Source organism: Fibrobacter sp. UWB11 (assembly GCF_900143015.1).
Lineage (GTDB): Bacteria > Fibrobacterota > Fibrobacteria > Fibrobacterales > Fibrobacteraceae > Fibrobacter.
Map to the genome: position 1 here is coordinate 1,295,507 of NZ_FSRT01000001.1, position 16,534 is coordinate 1,312,040.

At 46.2% G+C, this 16,534-nt stretch carries 17 protein-coding genes and 3 pseudogenes; 10 read left to right on the forward strand and 10 right to left on the reverse strand.

The window, feature by feature from the left end:
- Positions 1-17 precede the first annotated feature (17 nt).
- The 3 genes from BUQ91_RS05540 to BUQ91_RS05550 are packed head-to-tail and all read right to left on the reverse strand — an operon-like array spanning position 18 to position 2,053.
- On the reverse strand, positions 18-1,028 hold the full coding sequence (locus tag BUQ91_RS05540) for a hypothetical protein (protein ID WP_074208451.1): 1,011 nt from the start codon (positions 1,026-1,028) through the stop codon (positions 18-20).
- 21 nt (positions 1,029-1,049) lie between these two features.
- Positions 1,050-1,625 (reverse strand): flavin reductase family protein, encoded by a 576-nt coding sequence (locus tag BUQ91_RS05545; protein ID WP_074208452.1) that lies wholly within the window; start codon positions 1,623-1,625, stop codon positions 1,050-1,052.
- Positions 1,626-1,633: 8 nt separating this feature from the next.
- Entirely contained in the window at positions 1,634-2,053 is a 420-nt protein-coding gene (locus BUQ91_RS05550) for a hypothetical protein (protein WP_074208453.1), read from the reverse strand.
- 153 nt (positions 2,054-2,206) lie between these two features.
- Between BUQ91_RS05550 and BUQ91_RS05555 the strand changes: the two genes are divergently transcribed.
- From BUQ91_RS05555 to grpE, 4 genes are all read left to right on the forward strand, one after another.
- Entirely contained in the window at positions 2,207-2,824 is a 618-nt protein-coding gene (locus BUQ91_RS05555; protein WP_074208454.1) for an ABC transporter permease, read from the forward strand.
- A 2-nt stretch (positions 2,825-2,826) separates the two neighbouring features.
- On the forward strand, positions 2,827-3,399 hold the full coding sequence (locus BUQ91_RS05560) for a hypothetical protein (protein ID WP_074208455.1): 573 nt from the start codon (positions 2,827-2,829) through the stop codon (positions 3,397-3,399).
- Positions 3,383-4,075 carry a hypothetical protein gene (locus BUQ91_RS05565; protein WP_074208456.1) on the forward strand — a complete coding sequence of 231 codons (693 nt, stop codon included), beginning with the start codon at positions 3,383-3,385 and terminating at the stop codon, positions 4,073-4,075. Before BUQ91_RS05560 ends, BUQ91_RS05565 begins: the two co-directional genes overlap by 17 nt.
- A 212-nt stretch (positions 4,076-4,287) precedes the next feature.
- Positions 4,288-4,968 carry a nucleotide exchange factor GrpE gene (grpE, locus tag BUQ91_RS05570; protein WP_074208457.1) on the forward strand — a complete coding sequence of 227 codons (681 nt, stop codon included), beginning with the start codon at positions 4,288-4,290 and terminating at the stop codon, positions 4,966-4,968.
- Positions 4,969-5,022: 54 nt separating this feature from the next.
- Here the strand turns inward: grpE and BUQ91_RS05575 are convergent, their stop codons facing one another.
- Both BUQ91_RS05575 and BUQ91_RS05580 read right to left on the reverse strand, forming a co-directional pair.
- The gene (locus BUQ91_RS05575) at positions 5,023-5,319 is read right to left on the reverse strand and encodes a HigA family addiction module antitoxin (protein WP_072828571.1); all 297 of its coding nucleotides are present in this window, start codon (positions 5,317-5,319) and stop codon (positions 5,023-5,025) included.
- Between the two features lie 9 nt (positions 5,320-5,328).
- On the reverse strand, positions 5,329-5,610 hold the full coding sequence (locus BUQ91_RS05580; protein WP_072828569.1) for a type II toxin-antitoxin system RelE/ParE family toxin: 282 nt from the start codon (positions 5,608-5,610) through the stop codon (positions 5,329-5,331).
- Positions 5,611-5,869: 259 nt separating this feature from the next.
- Between BUQ91_RS05580 and BUQ91_RS16025 the strand changes: the two are divergent.
- The 3 genes and pseudogenes from BUQ91_RS16025 to BUQ91_RS05590 form a co-directional block, all read left to right on the forward strand.
- A pseudogene (locus tag BUQ91_RS16025) lies at positions 5,870-7,168 on the forward strand (family 43 glycosylhydrolase); the annotation flags it as partial.
- 195 nt (positions 7,169-7,363) lie between these two features.
- Positions 7,364-7,966, forward strand: a pseudogene (locus BUQ91_RS16030) (carbohydrate-binding protein); the annotation flags it as partial.
- Between the two features lie 116 nt (positions 7,967-8,082).
- A complete protein-coding gene (locus BUQ91_RS05590) occupies positions 8,083-8,337 on the forward strand; it encodes a type II toxin-antitoxin system prevent-host-death family antitoxin (protein ID WP_074208459.1) in 255 nt (84 codons plus the stop codon).
- 19 nt (positions 8,338-8,356) lie between these two features.
- On the opposite strand, the gene BUQ91_RS05595 is transcribed toward BUQ91_RS05590, so the two are convergent.
- The 3 genes and pseudogenes from BUQ91_RS05595 to BUQ91_RS05605 all read right to left on the reverse strand — a co-directional run bounded on the left by BUQ91_RS05595 (position 8,357) and on the right by BUQ91_RS05605 (position 9,431).
- A complete protein-coding gene (locus tag BUQ91_RS05595) occupies positions 8,357-8,590 on the reverse strand; it encodes a DUF2442 domain-containing protein (RefSeq protein ID WP_074208460.1) in 234 nt (77 codons plus the stop codon).
- A 64-nt stretch (positions 8,591-8,654) separates the two neighbouring features.
- Positions 8,655-8,804 (reverse strand): annotated as a pseudogene (locus BUQ91_RS16035) (type II toxin-antitoxin system RelE/ParE family toxin); the annotation flags it as partial.
- Positions 8,805-8,825: 21 nt separating this feature from the next.
- Positions 8,826-9,431, reverse strand: a complete 606-nt coding sequence (locus BUQ91_RS05605; protein WP_175566603.1) for a hypothetical protein — start codon at positions 9,429-9,431, stop codon at positions 8,826-8,828.
- A gap of 642 nt (positions 9,432-10,073) precedes the next feature.
- Here BUQ91_RS05605 and dnaK point away from each other — a divergent pair.
- Complete coding sequence (gene dnaK / locus BUQ91_RS05610; protein WP_072828543.1) at positions 10,074-11,975, forward strand: molecular chaperone DnaK; 1,902 nt, start codon at positions 10,074-10,076, stop codon at positions 11,973-11,975.
- Positions 11,976-12,085: 110 nt separating this feature from the next.
- Positions 12,086-13,231: a molecular chaperone DnaJ gene (gene dnaJ / locus BUQ91_RS05615; RefSeq protein ID WP_074208462.1), complete on the forward strand. Its 1,146-nt coding sequence runs from the start codon at positions 12,086-12,088 to the stop codon at positions 13,229-13,231.
- A gap of 75 nt (positions 13,232-13,306) precedes the next feature.
- Here dnaJ and BUQ91_RS05620 read toward each other — a convergent pair whose 3' ends face one another.
- Positions 13,307-13,651, reverse strand: coding sequence for a hypothetical protein (locus BUQ91_RS05620; protein WP_074208463.1), 345 nt, complete (start codon positions 13,649-13,651; stop codon positions 13,307-13,309).
- An 88-nt stretch (positions 13,652-13,739) separates the two neighbouring features.
- On the opposite strand from BUQ91_RS05620, the gene BUQ91_RS05625 reads away from it, so the two are divergent.
- On the forward strand, positions 13,740-14,327 hold the full coding sequence (locus BUQ91_RS05625) for a flavodoxin family protein (RefSeq protein WP_072828537.1): 588 nt from the start codon (positions 13,740-13,742) through the stop codon (positions 14,325-14,327).
- A gap of 15 nt (positions 14,328-14,342) precedes the next feature.
- Here BUQ91_RS05625 and BUQ91_RS05630 read toward each other — a convergent pair whose 3' ends face one another.
- Positions 14,343-16,352 (reverse strand): glycoside hydrolase, encoded by a 2,010-nt coding sequence (locus BUQ91_RS05630; RefSeq protein WP_074208464.1) that lies wholly within the window; start codon positions 16,350-16,352, stop codon positions 14,343-14,345.
- Between the last annotated feature and the right edge of the window lie 182 nt (positions 16,353-16,534).

Here is a 16,534-nt window from a genome sequence, read left to right on the forward strand (position 1 = left end):
TTAGCATTTATCAACCGTTAAAATACTTCATCATCTTCAGGAATAGCGCCTGTTTCTTGAATCTTGTCGCATACGGCAATCAACGTTGGCGCAATCAGGTTCAAGATATTTTGCCCAACAAACATAGATTCTGTTTCCGTAATTACATTTCCATTGCAAGTTACTACGGCTTCGCCATCTTCTTCTTCTGCGGCTTCGGCCTTGGCTTCGGCACATTCTTTGTCAATTACACTCTGCGGAACATTTGGCGCAAATACAGCAACAGCATTTAAAGAGAAAAGTCCATTAGTATTCGTTGCTGTCATTGTCATCGTTACAGAATCCGGATCGACAATAACCATCTGGAAGGTCGATTCATTATCTTCTACGACCTCACACGTAGCCTTGCCGTTTTCTGTTTTCGGAGGAATGTACAGCGAGGAACTTGAACTTCCCGAGATAAGGATTTGCGCAGAACTGGAACTTTCAGGGAACATCATCTTCCAGAGATCACACATTTCCTGAGATTCCTTAACGACTTCTTCAAACGTTTCCCCATTAGTCGGTTTCGTTTGCTTGGCCGTTACAGAGCGCTTCGCACAAACCACAGTCGCACCTTCAGCAAGAGCTTCTTCCTTCGCTTCTTCGCAATACTGTTTTACTTTAGCATCCGAAATACTACCATCGTAAAAAACAGTCGATTCCATTTCGACCTTATTACCAGGAAGTAGAGTCATCGAAGTTCTAGTATAGCCTTCACCCGCATAGGTCATGTTAAGTACAATCGATTGATCTGCAGCATTCGATGTCACATAACATTCATTATTTGAAAATACAACATTCTCGTCCATAAAATTCGGATCGTTCACATGGACTGTAGAGCTGCTAGAATAAAAATCAGAACTACTATACAGCCCTCCTTGATACCCCTGAATCGAAGAAGACGAATTCGTGGGATACTCCGGAGCCGGGGCAACAGGATCTTCTGTCGAGCAAGCCGCAAACACCAATGCAGCAACAGCAGATGTTGACAATAACTTTTTAACCATAAAATCTCCTTTTTCTATTAATCAACCCTTTGCGATTTTTAGACCATCGCTGAACGCCTTGCCAACCTTTTCGCCAACAATGCGATAGGCATGCGCCGCGGAGTCATAAGAAATCGGTTCGACCTTCCCAAGATCCACCTTGCCATCTTCGCCAAGCACTCTCTCATCAGCGCTGGTGTTCACAACTCTACCCACGATATAAGTGCTTCCGTCAAAATCCGGGCTACATTCCTTAAGCTCACATTCAAGCGTCAGCGGAAATTCCTCAAACATCGGAGCATCGACATGCGAACTCTTAATCACATGGACGCCCGCCTTTTCGACCTTGTTAGGCATTTTCTTGCCGCTCACCACACCGAAAAAGTCCGAAATCGTAGCCGTTTCGCGCGTACCAAAACTAACCGTAAAGGCTTTACGGGCCTTGATATTTTCAGTCGTTTTGTGGTCTGTACCCAAACAAATTGAAATTTCGTCTTCTTCGCGCTGGCCGCCCCAAGCCGCATTCATGGCATTCGGCGTGCCATCTTCGTTGTAAGTCGCGATGATAAGTACGGGTAGGGGAGTAATGATAGCTTTTTTGCCAAAATCTTTACGCATAGGACCTCTTAATGAATCATCTGCCTGCAAGAATTTTCTGCGCTCTTCAAAGCATCTTCAAAACTGATATCAGCCGGTTGAACTTCTTTAATGATTATAGAATGGTCACTGCAAATAATCTGGGCATTTTTTTCTTCCGCTTCTTTCTTGTTATCGTCACAATCTTGTTGCACGTATGCCGCAGGCACTTCAGGAGCATAAGAGAGGTCGTATTCGATATTCGCTAAATTACCAGCAATTGTCGTTGTTGTAGTCATTGTAACGTTTTCAGTCACAACTTCCATAATAAACGTATCATCCGAAATTGCATTGGCAGAACAACTAAGCACTTGCGGACCCGAACCCGAAGGCGAGGCGGAATTATCAGAGCCACAAGCCGAAAAAACAAGAGCAGCCGTAGCAGAAATTAAAAAAGCTTTTTTGAGCATAATACTCCTTCTAAAGTGTAATCTTCAATAAAATATAAAACTTGACAAGAAATAAGTTCTATCATCAAAACTAATATTGCAATAATTTACAACAGAAATAAACTATGAATACCATATAAAAGACAATTTTTGTACATTGTCTTTAACAAATTTATGAAACTCCTTAAAATTTTACCTATAATCGTTATTGCACTCCTCGCGGCGTGCTGGTCGTTCTCGTATGCAGAAACCGAGCCTGACAATGACAATCTAAATTTAGATTCAGCTTTTCAAGCTTTTGATAAAGAATATGAATCACACAATTGCAGAAATAGACCAGAAAATTTGAAACTTAAGGCCGCAAAAGATTCTTTAGAACAAGCCATATTCCCAGTGTTATTAACAGATAAAAATATATCAGGATGTGGATTCGATCATGACGTTTCATCCTGTAAGGTTCTTCTTAAAGATGATAAAATCCAGCTAAATGTGTTATCTGAAGAAAAAAACGTAAAAACAACAGTAAATATTGCTAACGGAATTGCAACGGTCCAAGAAAAATTTACAAGCCACCACAACGATGCTGATTTGGCGGAGTTTTGCCAACTGCATCAAAATGATAAAAAAGTAAAAGATGTCAAATGCGTCAATAAAACCATCATTTACACCTTAAAAGATAACTTTAACGATATCGATTTAAAGAATCTCGAGGATGAATTATATTGTCAATGTGTTCAGTGGCTGCTAACATTCAACCACAGTTATTGCGGACAGCGATCTGATGAAAACTAAAAATGAGATTCCTTAAAATTTTACCCATAATCGCCATTGCGTTCCTTGCGGCGTGCAAATCAACGGATTTGGTTGCAAAAAATTTGATAGACATTTGCTTTGCTGATTATCAAAAAGCTATTGGTGATAGTAGTTGTTTCGACCCCGAAATTTCATCTTGCTCTATCGAATTTCAAGAAAAAAAATTTCAACTAAGCAAAAGAATCGCTTACGAACATCATCATGGGATGCACTTAATTTTACTTACAATTACCAATGAAAAAACCGCCATAAGCGAAGAATTCATATACTTTGGAAACGACAAATTCACAAAAATATGCTCCAATTACAAAAACGATTCAACAAAGAAAAATGTTAAATGTACAGGCAATGTTATAACATACACAATAGGTGAACAGATCAGCGATGAAGATTTGAAAGATATTGCAAATCAATTATATGCTCATTGTCCAAAAAAAGCATTTTCCACTCAAAAACAGTGTAGCTATATTCAAAACAGACAAAGCAAAAATGAAGATGATTATTTACCTGATTTAAATTTAGAAGTTTTCAGATTTTATGAAGAATTTAATTGAAGAACATATGAAACTCCTCAAAATTTTACCCATAATTGCCATTGCGTTCCTCGCTGCCTGCAAATCGACTGTACCGCAATCCCAAAGCCTGCTTGAAGAACACGTTTCGACAGCACAAGAAAATAGATCAAGCTCTGCGGAGATGTCTGTAAAAAGCGAAAAAGATTCTACAGTTATTTTTGACCGTATAAAAAACTATGTCATTGATTCAGTTAAAACTGACATGACTACAAACTTCACCGTTGAAGAATGTATTTGTTGTCATTGTGCGCCATCTACTTATTTATGGGGTGAAGTTCAATACGACAGTACGCAAATCCATTTAGACATGACAAGCAGTGATCTGAAATATCAATTTATCTTGAATATTGAAAATGGAATTGCAATTGCTAGAAAAAAATACACCGATTACGGCAAAGAAAAAATAAATGAATTGTGCTTCCAACACAAAAGCGATTCAACAAAGAAAAACGTCGATTGCGTTGACAATACTATAACATTCACGTTCAAAGACAATTTTAGCGGTTATGACTTAAGTCAACTTGGTCGAAATCTTCTATATGAATGCGATTTAATAACATCAAAGCCTTCTTACAGTTGTGCCTGGTGGGTAAAGTTTCCTTGCGAACGTATGGAGCGTGAAAAAGAAACGCCTCCTTTAGAAGACGATTTGTAATGGTTGAATAAAAATGAAATCGATAATTAACGCAATTCTTTAGTTTACATAATCCGCATTATCGGAAATACAAATATGAAAAGGGGAGTTTTGCTTGTTTCACATTAAAACACTTTTTAATGCTTTTTATTGGCACGCTATTTGCTATCTTTGTGTCGAAATTGTAAAACAGATGTCCGTACGGACAATTTTTAAAGGAATATTGATATATCATGGCTGAAGAAAAGAATCCGGAACAGAATGTCGAACCGAATGATGCTGAACGTGCTCAATTTGAACAGGATGTGTTGAAAGCCGCCCAGGATGCAATGAATCTCGAAGCCGAAGCCAACAAGGCCGATGCTTCTCAGGATTCTGCCGAAAAACCCGCTGACGTCGAAGGTCAAAATGCCGAAGCCCCCAAGGCCGAAGAAAAAACAGCTGAACAGCCCGCAGCACCTTCCGCCGAAGAAATCTTGAAACAGCAGCTCGCCGATGCCAACGACCGCAACTTGCGTTTAATGGCCGAATTCGACAACTTCCGCCGCCGTAACGCCAAGGAACAGCTCGAACTCATCGAAACAGCCAATGGCAAGCTCCTCGAAAAGCTCTCTGAAGTCCAGGACAATTTCGAACGTGCTTTCGCCAGCGAAAACAAAGCCAAGGATCTCGAAGCCTTCGAAAAAGGCATGCAGATGATTTACAACCAGTTCGCCAAGGTTCTCACGGACGCAGGACTTGAACAGATTGACCCGACCGGCAAGGAATTCGACCCGAACCTCCACGAAGCTCTGATGCAGCAACCCTCCGAAACTATCCCGGAAGGTCATGTTGTCACCGTTTTCCAGAAGGGTTACAAGCTCAAGAACAAAATCTTGAAGACAGCAAAAGTCATCGTCTCCTCCGGGAAATAACCCCCATATCCCCCGTCTTTATGCCCGCCACTCCCCCGTGAGCGGGCTTTTCTATTATGCAGGAACAAAAGTTTTGATTTTCTCAAGTTCCTCTGCCAATTCAATTTTTAGATTGCGAATATCAATATCGTCTTGTAGCGAGATGAAATAATCATCAGATACTCCAAAGAACTTGGCTAATCTTAAAGACGTATCGACAGTAATCCTTCTACGGTCATGAAGAATATCTTGAATCCTAGAAATGGGAACATTTATAGCCTGAGCGACCTTGTAAGCGGACAACCTCATAGGAATCAAAAATTCTTCGTTCAATATTTCTCCGATAGTCGGTGTTTCAATATGCTTGTTCATAACTAACTCCTAGTGGTAGTCTACAATTTCAACATTGTAAAAGTGACCATCATACATTCTAAAACATATACGCCATTGGTCATTTATGCGAATAGAGTATTGCCCAATTCTATCTCCATGTAACTGTTCCAAACGATTGTTTGGCGGAATACGTAAATCATCAAGACATTTGGCATTATCTATCATCATTAATTTTCTTAAAGCAACCTTTTGAATCGTGTTTGGCAATCGCCTTGAAAATTCCTGGTTATAGATGAGCTCTGAGTCTTTATCTGCAAAGCTTTTTATCATAGTCTAATATACCTTTTTCATGTGTATACGTCAAGTAGGTGTATTTATTTTGGAAAAGAATGTCTAAACATAGTTTGCACCCTACTTATATACACGCTTTTTTAAGGCTTTTGTCTCAATTTTTATTGGGTAAATGTTTTTTACAATCCTTCCCTTTTGATAAAATGACAATAGAGATTTGCGTGAGCGCTTATCCGCAAACATTTTCAGATATATCTTTGTTATTGGGTGTAGGAATTAACAAGGAATGGAGATCAAGATGTTTGGTAAAATCTTAGCCGTTTCAGCGGTATTGGCTTGTGCTGCATTTGCGCAGCATCCTATAATCACTACGAAATACACGGCAGACCCCGCCCCCTATGTGCACGGCGACACTGTGTACCTTTACACGACCCACGATGACGACAACGCCGACGGGTTCATGATGTACGACTGGCTTTTGTACACCTCCACCGACATGGTCAACTGGACGGATCACGGCTCGGTCGCCTCCCTCGGCGATTTCAAGTGGTACAATTCCAACAACGGCGCATGGGCGGAACAGGTCATCGAGCGCGATGGCAAGTGGTTCATGTACTGCCCCATTCACGGTCACGGAATTTCGGTGCTCGTATCGGATAGCCCTTACGGCCCCTTCAAGGATCCGCTCAACGGCCAGCTCGTATGGCAACGCCAACACTGGAACGATATCGACCCTACCGTATGGATTGACGACGACGGTCAAGCTTACATGTACTGGGGCAACCCGGAACTCTACATGATCAAGCTGAAAAAGGACATGATCCACACGGAAGGTTCCATCGTGACCTACCCAAAAATCAAGGACTACCAGGAAGGTCCTTGGTTCTACAAACATGGCAAGTATTATTATATGGCGTTCGCTTCCACTTGCTGCTCCGAGGGCATCGGGTACGCCATGAGCGACTCCCCCACTGGTCCGTGGAATTACAAGGGCGATATCATGCCGCATTCCCCGAAAAGCCGCGGCAACCACCCGGGCATCATCGACTACAAGGGAAAATCTTACGTTTTCGGCCTGAATTACCTGCTGTGGGCGGAATACCAAACAAAAATCGGACAGGCCTACAAGCATGCGGAACGCCGCTCGGTCTCCGTGGCCGAAATGCACTATAATGCCGACGGCACCATCCAGAAAATCGACTTCTGGCCCGAAAATGGCGTGGCGCAAGTGGAAGATTTTGACCCGTACAAGCGTGTTGAAGCTGAAACAATGTCGTGGAGCGAGGGTGTCAAGAGCCGTAACGCCAAGGACGTGGGCAACGTCATCCTCACCAACATCGGCAACGGCGACTACACCAAGATTAGCGGTGTAGAATTCGGCGATGCAGGCGCAGAAAGTTTCTCAGCATCCGTTCTGAACGTCAAGAAAGCGTCGAGCATCACCGTCCGCTTGGACAAGGTGGACGGCGAAATCATCGGCAAGGCGGAATTCTCCGCAGACGGTCTTGTGACAGTTCCGCTTACAGGCGCTGTCGGCAAGCACGACGTGTTCTTCGTGTTCGCGGGCGATTTCGAAGCAGACTACTGGGAATTCGAGGACAGCAAAACGGCCATTCCGCAGAGCCCCTTCTGCAAGGCTAAACTTACCGACCCCGAAGCTAAATGCGACGTTCCGGTTATAGGCGCAAGCGTCGAAGGCCCCGCCAACTTCATTGACTTCGAAAACTACGACGTGGGCGGTGCCGGCAAGGCTTATTACGACATGGACACCAAGAATCAGGGCGAAGAATACCGCGAAGATCGCGTGGACATCGTAAAAAACGGCGACGGCTTTGCCGTGGGCTACACCCAGAAAGGCGAATGGTTGGAATACACCGTCAATGTGGAAACAAGCGGAACCCTCCCCTTCGAGCTCAGTTACGCTAGCGGCATGGACAATACAAGTGTGCAGTTATTTATGGACAACGAGCCGATTACCGACACGCTCGCGCTCGCGGGCACTGGTGAATTTGACTCCTACGAGACCTTCAAAGGCAAAACCACCAAGGAACTCACCAAGGGCGAGCACGTGTTCAAGGTGGTGATGACGAGCGACTACGTAAACCTCGACTGGATTGCCTTCGGTAAAGTTGAAGGCGATATTATGGACAAGCGCAATGGCACCACGGGCATCTTGCCGAAATTTGCTTCGGATGCAGCAAACGCTTTCACAAAAAACGCAGGTGTTTACAAAGTCTTTGACTTGATGGGAAACGAACTCGGCAAAGTCCGCTTAAATGCCGGAGCATCGCTGACAGACATCAAGGCCGGACTGAGGGACGCCGGTTACCGCAACGGAGCCTACATCATCCGAAACGCAAACGGAAAAACGTTTAGAGTCAGTTTCGGAAAGTAACCCCCTCCCCTTTTAAACAAGAATCCTCCCCCCGCGGAGGATTTTTTTATCTATTCATAAAAACAATATTCTTAATATATTACTTGTAATTTTACTTAAAATATTGTATTTTTAGAATGGAGGTTTTTCTTACGCCCTGTATTTTGCCAGTTTCCGATTTGCGTAATTACAACGAAGTTCTTCAGAACGTATCCGAAGAATCTCCCGTGTTCCTGACCAAAAACGGTCGGGGTTGCTATGTTGTCATTGACATTAAAGAATACGAACGGATGGTAGCGGCATTGAAACTCCAAAAGGCTCTTGCCGAGGGAGAACGATCTGCCGAACAGGGTGGCTGGCTTTCCGCTGCGGATGTGCGAAAGAAATTTTAGTCCCTATTTTAAGTGATGACTACTGAAGGCTCTTGATGAATTCTGGGGCGAAGTCAACTCCGTTCAACCATGTGATTGTGTGCGTTTGCAGGGTAAAATCCTTAAAGGTTTTGATATCTGCAAGTTGCTGCACGATGGGGCGATGATCCGACTTGATGACGCTTTCGAAATCAGCGACAAAACGACATCCGTCATTGAATTCGACGGATATCTTGTAATCGCCAATATATTTCGCATCAATCACATGAAGCATTGTCTAGACCAGTGGATCGATATTCTTGTATTCTCCGGTGCTTGAATATAGTTAGTATTAACGACTACTTCGCTTCTTGTCTGTAATAGAAAATGCGTAATATATCGACTTCTCGCTTGTCATGATCGACATGATAAAACAGGCGATAATTCTCAATCGGCATTGTGCGTACTTCACGCAAAATCCAAGGTTCTTCTTGACACAAGGCAAACGCTTCAGGAAAATCGGAGAATTATTATTTCATCTCCCTATAATTTTCCCGAAAATATTCAATTTCCATCAAATAGTTTTTCAATTCAGGAACCTGCTTAATCGGAAAAAGTTTTTTTTGGGTATGATCGTAAAAGTCTGAGAAACGGTGAATAAACACATACTGGTTGTCAAACTCCAACAAACCTACAAAGCGTAGACAAAATGTTTCGTCAACCATTTTTCCCAAATTATCATTAAAAGTGGTTTGACATAAAGAATCAGGGATTTCATATTTATACCACTTTGCTGTATAACCACGTTGTTGGACACGATCTTCTCCACGAATAATAGAATCGGCATAAGTTAATGGAGGTTCAAAACAAGCTCGTCCAAACGATCCATAAACTTTATGATGAATAAACAGATTGCATTCCGCATATAAGTTTAATGGCAGCAACATCAAAAGGTAAAAGGATATTTTCATAAAACTCATTACTTTCGTTTCATCTGCGTTTCCACTATTACTTGTACGAATTTCAGTTCCTACACCTGTATAATGCGTAGCGCGTTCAACGGACCATTCTGCTGCACCAGTCAACTTGCCAAGCATAGCCTTTGAAATTCTTCTTCCGTCCCCGTCGTACTTCATCACAAATTTCAAAGAGTCTCCGTCATCCATAGGTGAAATTGTTTACATAAGCACCCTGTCTGATTGTTCAAACAGTCATGTACAACATCTTAAATATACATTTTCTGATTCCCAAAAGGAGATGTCGGGGGTGTTAGGGGGTAAAGCCCCTTAGGCGAGCACCCAACTACATTCGTGACGAAATTAAAAATTTCTACGAATGTGTTAGTTGCATCAGTGGCTGAGCCTTTAGGATAGGAAAGTAAACGGAACTAAAGTTCCGAGCCACGCAGAGGGGTGACGGAAGATGCGAGGAGATGGCGGCTCAAGGCCGCCATGACGATGCAGCTGCAATCAGGGGGATTCCTCCCCCTCCCCTATTTAAGACATCACTGGATCCTTCCTCCCAAATGTAGATACGAGAAACAATGGTTCCTATCACCTTCGGCTCCAGGATGACAGGGTCATCAGGATGACGTCGTGGGGCGTTCTTTTTTGAAACAACCCTATTTTCGCCTGATTTCCGCCTAAAAAACGTTTCAGAACGAAACGAAAAGGGCGCTTTTCGGGATTGGCACGGCTTTTGCTAATGTATCGGCGAAAAAAACTCCCCACTCAAACAAAAACACTGGGGATCAAGAATTTAAAATAGGAGATAAAATCATGGGTAAGATTATTGGTATTGACTTGGGTACGACAAACAGCTGCGTTGCCGTGATGGAAGGTGGCAAGCCGGTCGTCATCGCCAATGCAGAAGGTTTCCGCACCACGCCGTCTATTGTCGCTTTCGGCAAGAACGGTGAACGTCTCGTGGGTCACGTTGCAAAGCGCCAGGCAATCACGAACCCGGAAAAGACGATTTATTCTATCAAGCGTTTCATGGGTCGTACGGCTGGCGAATGCTCCGCTGCCGAAAAGAACATGCCGTACAAGCTCGTCGGTACGGGTTCCGACCCGGTGCGCGTGCAGGTGGACGACAAGCAGTTTGCTCCTCCCGAGATTTCGGCCATGGTTCTCCAGACCATGAAGAAGATTGCCGAAGACTACCTCGGCCAGCCGGTGACGCAGGCCGTGATTACGGTTCCCGCCTACTTTAACGACTCCCAGCGTCAGGCTACGAAGGATGCCGGCAAGATTGCTGGCCTCGAAGTGCTGCGTATCGTGAACGAACCGACGGCAGCAGCCCTCGCCTATGGTCTTGACTCCAAGAAGAGCGAAAAGGTCGCCGTGTATGACCTCGGTGGCGGTACGTTCGATATCTCTATCCTCGAAATCGACGACGGCATGTTCAGCGTGAAGGCCACCAACGGCGATACGATGCTCGGCGGTGACAACTTCGACGAAGTCATCATCGACTGGATCAACGACGAGTTCAAGAAGGACAATCCGGGCATCGACCTGAAGAAGGACAAGATGGCCCTGCAGCGTTTGAAAGACGCCGCGGAAAAGGCGAAGATCGACCTTTCTGCCACGACTTCTACGAACATCAACCTCCCCTTCATCACTGCCGACGCCTCGGGTCCGAAACACTTGGACCTTACGCTCAGCCGTGCAAAGTTTGACCAGCTGACCGCCCACCTGGTGGAACGCTCCATGGAACCCTGCCGCAAGGCTATCAAGGACTCCGGTCTTTCTTTGAGCGAAATCGACGAAGTGATCCTGGTCGGTGGTTCTACCCGTATTCCGGCCGTGCAGGAAGCCGTGAAGAAGTTCTTCGGCAAGGAACCGAACAAGACTGTGAACCCGGACGAAGTGGTGGCTATCGGTGCCGCCGTCCAGGGTGCCGTGCTTAGCGGCGACTCCTCCGTGAAGGACGTGTTGCTCCTCGACGTGACCCCGCTTTCTCTGGGTATCGAAACTCTCGGTGGCGTGATGACCAAGCTCATCGACCGTAACACCACGATTCCGACCAAGAAGAGCCAGGTGTTCTCTACCGCCGAAGACAACCAGCCTGCCGTGACGATTCACGTGCTCCAGGGCGAACGCGAATTTGCCCGCGACAACCGTACGCTTGGCAAGTTCGACCTGACCGACCTCCCGAAGAAGCCGCGTGGCGTGCCGCAGATCGAAGTGACCTTCGATATCGACGCTAACGGCATTGTGCACGTGTCTGCCAAGGACAAGGAAACAGGCAAGGAACAGTCCATCAAGATTACTTCTTCCAGCGGCTTGTCTGAAGACGAAATCAACAAGATGGTGAAGGATGCCGAAGCCAACGCTGCCAAGGACAAGGAACAGCGCGAACTGGTGGACATCAAGAACCAGGCCGAACAGATGGCTTACCAGGCCGAAGGCCAGCTCAAGGAATTTGGCGACAAGTTGCCGGCCGACACCAAGAGCCAGCTGCAGGCTGCCATCGACGACATCAAGGCCAAGAAGGACAACGGCACCAAGGAAGAGATCAAGGCCGCTATGGACAAGCTCCAGGGCATGATCAGCTCCATGGCTCAGGCCGCCGGTGCAAACCAGGCCCAGCCGGGTCCGCAGCCGGGTGCTTCTGAACAGCCGAAGAACGACAAGAAGGGCGACGGTCCGGAAGTCGTCGACGCGGAAGTGGTTGACTAATTAAGCGTACGGCAGGTAATCGGTGTGTCGCCGGTTATCGGCCTCATACAGAAAGGATTGGCTCTCTTTTAGGGAGCAATCCTTTTTGCGTAAAATGAGCGAGCGCAAAAATGGCTGAAAAAAGAGATTATTACGAAGTTCTAGGCGTCGGCAAGGACGCGAGTGCTGACGAGATCAAGCACGCCTACAAGAAACTTGCCATCAAGTACCACCCGGACAAGAACCCGGGCGACAAGGAAGCCGAAGAGAAGTTCAAGGAGGCTGCCGAGGCCTACGACGTGCTCAGCAACCCCGAGAAGCGTAAGCAGTATGACCAGTTCGGCTTCAACGCCCCTGGTGGCGGCTTTGGTGGCGGCGGATTCGGCGGCCAGGGATTCTCGGTCGAGGATATCTTTGCGAACTTCGGCGATATTTTCGGTGGCGGATTCGGTGGTTTTGGCGGCGGTGGCCGCAGGAGCTCACGCAAGGCCGGGCCTCCCCGCGGGAACGACTTGCAGATCAAGGTGGCGCTCAGCTACAAGGAAATCTTCGAAGGCTGCACCAAGAAGGTTCGCCTGAAACGCTACACGCCTTGTACGGAATGTAACGGTAAGGGTGGCCAGGACATCAAGGAATGCAGCACCTGTCATGGAACGGGTCGTGTGCGCCGCTCTACAGGCGGATTTTTCCAGATGATTACCGAGAGCGCCTGCCCCACCTGTAACGGTACGGGTGAAGTTATCGCGAAACCGTGTAGCAACTGCCATGGCGAAGGCCGTGTGCAGGAAACGGAAGAGATTTCCATCAAGATTCCGGCGGGCGTTGCCGAGGGCCAGTACCTGAACCTGCGTGGCGAAGGCAACTGCGGGCCTCGCGGCGGTGCCTGCGGCGACTTGCTGGCGGTCATTGCCGAAAAGCCCGACGACTTCTACACCCGCGAAGGCGACGATTTACACTGCGAAATCAAGGTGCCGGTCCACAAGCTGGTCCTTGGCGGTACGCAACGAATTCCGACGCTGGACGGTGGCGAAGTGAAGATCAAGATTGCGGCCGGCACTCAGGCTGGCAGCGTTCTCCGTCTGCGCGATCAGGGCTTGTGGCCTCTCAAGAAACAGGGCGACCGTGGAAGTCTCTACGTGCAAATTGGCGTCGACATTCCGAAAGACCTCTCTCGTGAAGAGAAAGATCTTTATCAGAAGCTTGCGGATCTCCGTCATGACAAGGAAACAGCTCAAGAAGAATCCTTCCTCGAAAAGATGAAGAATCTTTTTAAGTAAGTTTTTGTGTCATCCTGAGCGAAGTCGAAGGATCAAAAAAAATTTCCCGAACGATCAAATCGTTCGGGGTTTTTGTTATTCCAATTCTTCTAAATTTTCCAAAACTTCATCTAAAGCATCTCCATTAGTAATTGTAGGAAGACGAACGATACCGCCTAAAGGGCCTGGATTCCAGTCGACGGAATCTTGGATTGAAGTTGAATCTGCGTCGGTTGTCGGAACGGCAATTGTAGTCGAATCCATTGGCTCCGCAATTTTTTTCACACTGATTTCAGGAGATTTTTCTTCTACCTTAGGCTGCGTTGATGCACATGATGACATGACAAGTGCAGCGGACACGCCGAGAAGCGTTGCCATTCGCATCTTGGTTTCCGGGCGCAGCTCTACCCCATTTTTAACTTTGCGTTTTTCTATAATCATTTCTTTTAATATACATTTTTCAAAAAAACAGGTGACAGTTTTTCACCCTTCAAGTGTTTCAATTAATGAAAAGTATTTTGGAGGCCACATGAAAAAATTCGTCATTTTAAACGCAAGCCCACGTCCCAACAGCAATATCAGCCAAATGTTGAATGTTATGCGCAACGAGCTGTTGGCAAGCGGAGATATCGTGAACTATGTCGATGTTTGCAAATTACAATTCCGCCCTTGCGTAGGTTGTATGAAATGCCGAAACGCCCACGATTGCGTAATGCCCGAAGATGACGCCAAAGTCATTTTGCGATTGGTGCAGCAATGTGATGGACTGATTGTGGGGTCGCCCTGTTATTGGGGCAACATGACGGGTCAACTCAAAACGTTATTCGATAGGTGGGTCTATGGTTTAATGGATCATAGCGAACAAGGCGTGCCTCGCCCTCTGTTAAACGGCAAAAAGGCAATTCTCGTAACGACATGCTCCACACGTTGGCCATTCAATTTGATATTCAAGCAATCGTTAGGAACAGTGCGCGCGCTCAAAGAAGTCCTTTGCTGGAGCGGATTCAAGATTAGTGGCGTGATTCAAAAAAGCGGCACACTCAATGGCGAAGGCATATCTTCACGAGAAAATGCAAAATGCCGTAAAATTGCAAGCAAATTACATTGCGCCGCTTAGTTTAAATTCAAAAGCCTATCTAAAAATTTTCTGATAAAGATTTTTACCAGCGCTGTTGATTTTCACAACGTAAGGCTTTAGCGAGAACTGCTCAACCGGAATCGTGGCCATTCCGTTGATTTGTCTGCGCATCAGAAGCGTTCCTTGCAAATCGTGAATCGTGAGCTGTAGCGGAGCATTTCCGGATTGCAAGGCTATTCCCGAAACATTCCCTGCGGCAGCCACTAGCAAATCGCCCCCGATTTTCTTAACAAAGACCTTCCCTACAATCCTTTGTGCAACTTTCGGTGCAATCTTTACACTGCCAGAATCGGGCTTTTCCGGTTCAACATAAGGATGTTCCGGATCATCAACGATAACCTTAATGTCGACGGAGCTTTCGCAGCCATAAGGATTGATATACGTTCCCGTGTAAATGCCGCTGCTTTGCCATTGCAAATCCTTGAAGCGAACTTCGCGTCCCAAGTAATAAAAGTCATTCGGGCCCTTCCAAGTCCAACGACCACCGTCCCACGGATGCGGGCCAATCACAAGCGAATCCCCCGGATTCACTTTAAGTTCGGTCTTTTCGTACCAACCGCCGTCCTGAACTTTGGTGTAAGGGATAATTTCGCTCGGGACACAGACACCGCCTGTCGCATTTTCAATAACCATCGTTACAATGGATTGTGCCGCGACAGTGACTGTAAAAGACTTGTCTGAAACGTCAATATCGGAATCGGCCTTGAGTGCAGCTGGGAGCGTAAAGCGGTTGACCTTGACTTTATTGCCGATAGAATCAAATTTGCTCAAATCGAATGTGTATTTGGCATCTCTAGAGTTTGTATTCAAGGCGACAAGAACGAGCGAGCCGTCGTCACGGATGGCGGCGAGCGTATTGCTATTGTCGCTATCGATAAAGCGGGAACCCGGCCGAATAACACGGCTGAATGCCGCATGCATGTAAAAGCGCGGGGCGAACGAGAACGTCTGAGTTTTATGATCAACTGCGATAGTGCGCCAGTTTTCGCCAGGGTCCGAAAGCTGCCAATCGACCCAAGCGCTGGCATGCATATCGCGAAGGTCATGCAAAATGACGTCCGCCATCCAAAGCGTAATATCGAGATTACCACTGCGATGGAGCGGTCCAGATTCGGATTGCCACACGCGTTTATCGGCGGCGAAGGCCGCATTGTAAAGACTTCCGCGAGAATCATAGCCCGAATAGCTATGCGTATTGATTTGGAACATGTACGAGCGGGCTTCGTCGCTGTAGCTGTTAAAACGGTTCAATGCATCACCAATGTTCGATTCATCAGCAGCACTGACCGAAGTCTCCGGAAACAGCCCCTTTTTCTTAAGAGCCCTACCCAGTTCCACAATCATTTCGGACTGTTTGTTCTTAAAGCCACAACCTTCCTGTTCGCCATTTGCATTCCACCAGCCTGCACTCGGTTCATTGAACGGCTCGATTGTGCGGAAAGTAATTCCCCATTCCTGCTTAAAGTGCTTGGCCACCTCCGAAAGATAATCAGCAAAGTCGTCAAAGTAATCGGACTTGAGGTTGTCCGCACCATTAACGCCACCCGCAACGCAACCGCTGTTCGTCATCCACCATGGTGGGGAATTCGAGAAGGCTTCAAAAATAGGATCCTTGACTCTTTGAGCAAGCCCGAAAAGCACATTGCGCTGGTACGGGTCGGCAGTCCAGTCATAATCGCCATTTTCAGTCGGCTTGTAACCGGGAACAGCAGCGCCCCCATTGCCCTTGGTCAAATGGTTATGTCCGGGCCGGTCTCCACCGCCAATATTGTAACGGAAGATATTATAACCGAGGCCAGAAACTGGGTCCGCGATAACATCCAAAAGTTTTGAATAATTCGATTCGTTCCATGCGCCAACACGTTCAGCCCACCAGCATAGGCTTGTTCCCCAGCCCTCGAATTGCTGGTACCTTTTGCCAGGATCTACAACCACTTTGGTTTGCGCATTAGCGGTTCCGCAAGCGAGACTTGCTGCCACCATCCATATCCATTTACACTTCACAATCTCAACCCCGTAACGATGTGGTTTAATACTCTCTAAAAATCAATTATTTTTGCGAAAAGCGGATACAAAATAATCAAAAGATATGGAATAATTGTCCATCAATACAAAAGATGCCCGACCGAAGTCGAGCATCAAATTCATTAAATCGTCGTTATCCCTACAAAAATCGGAATAATTAC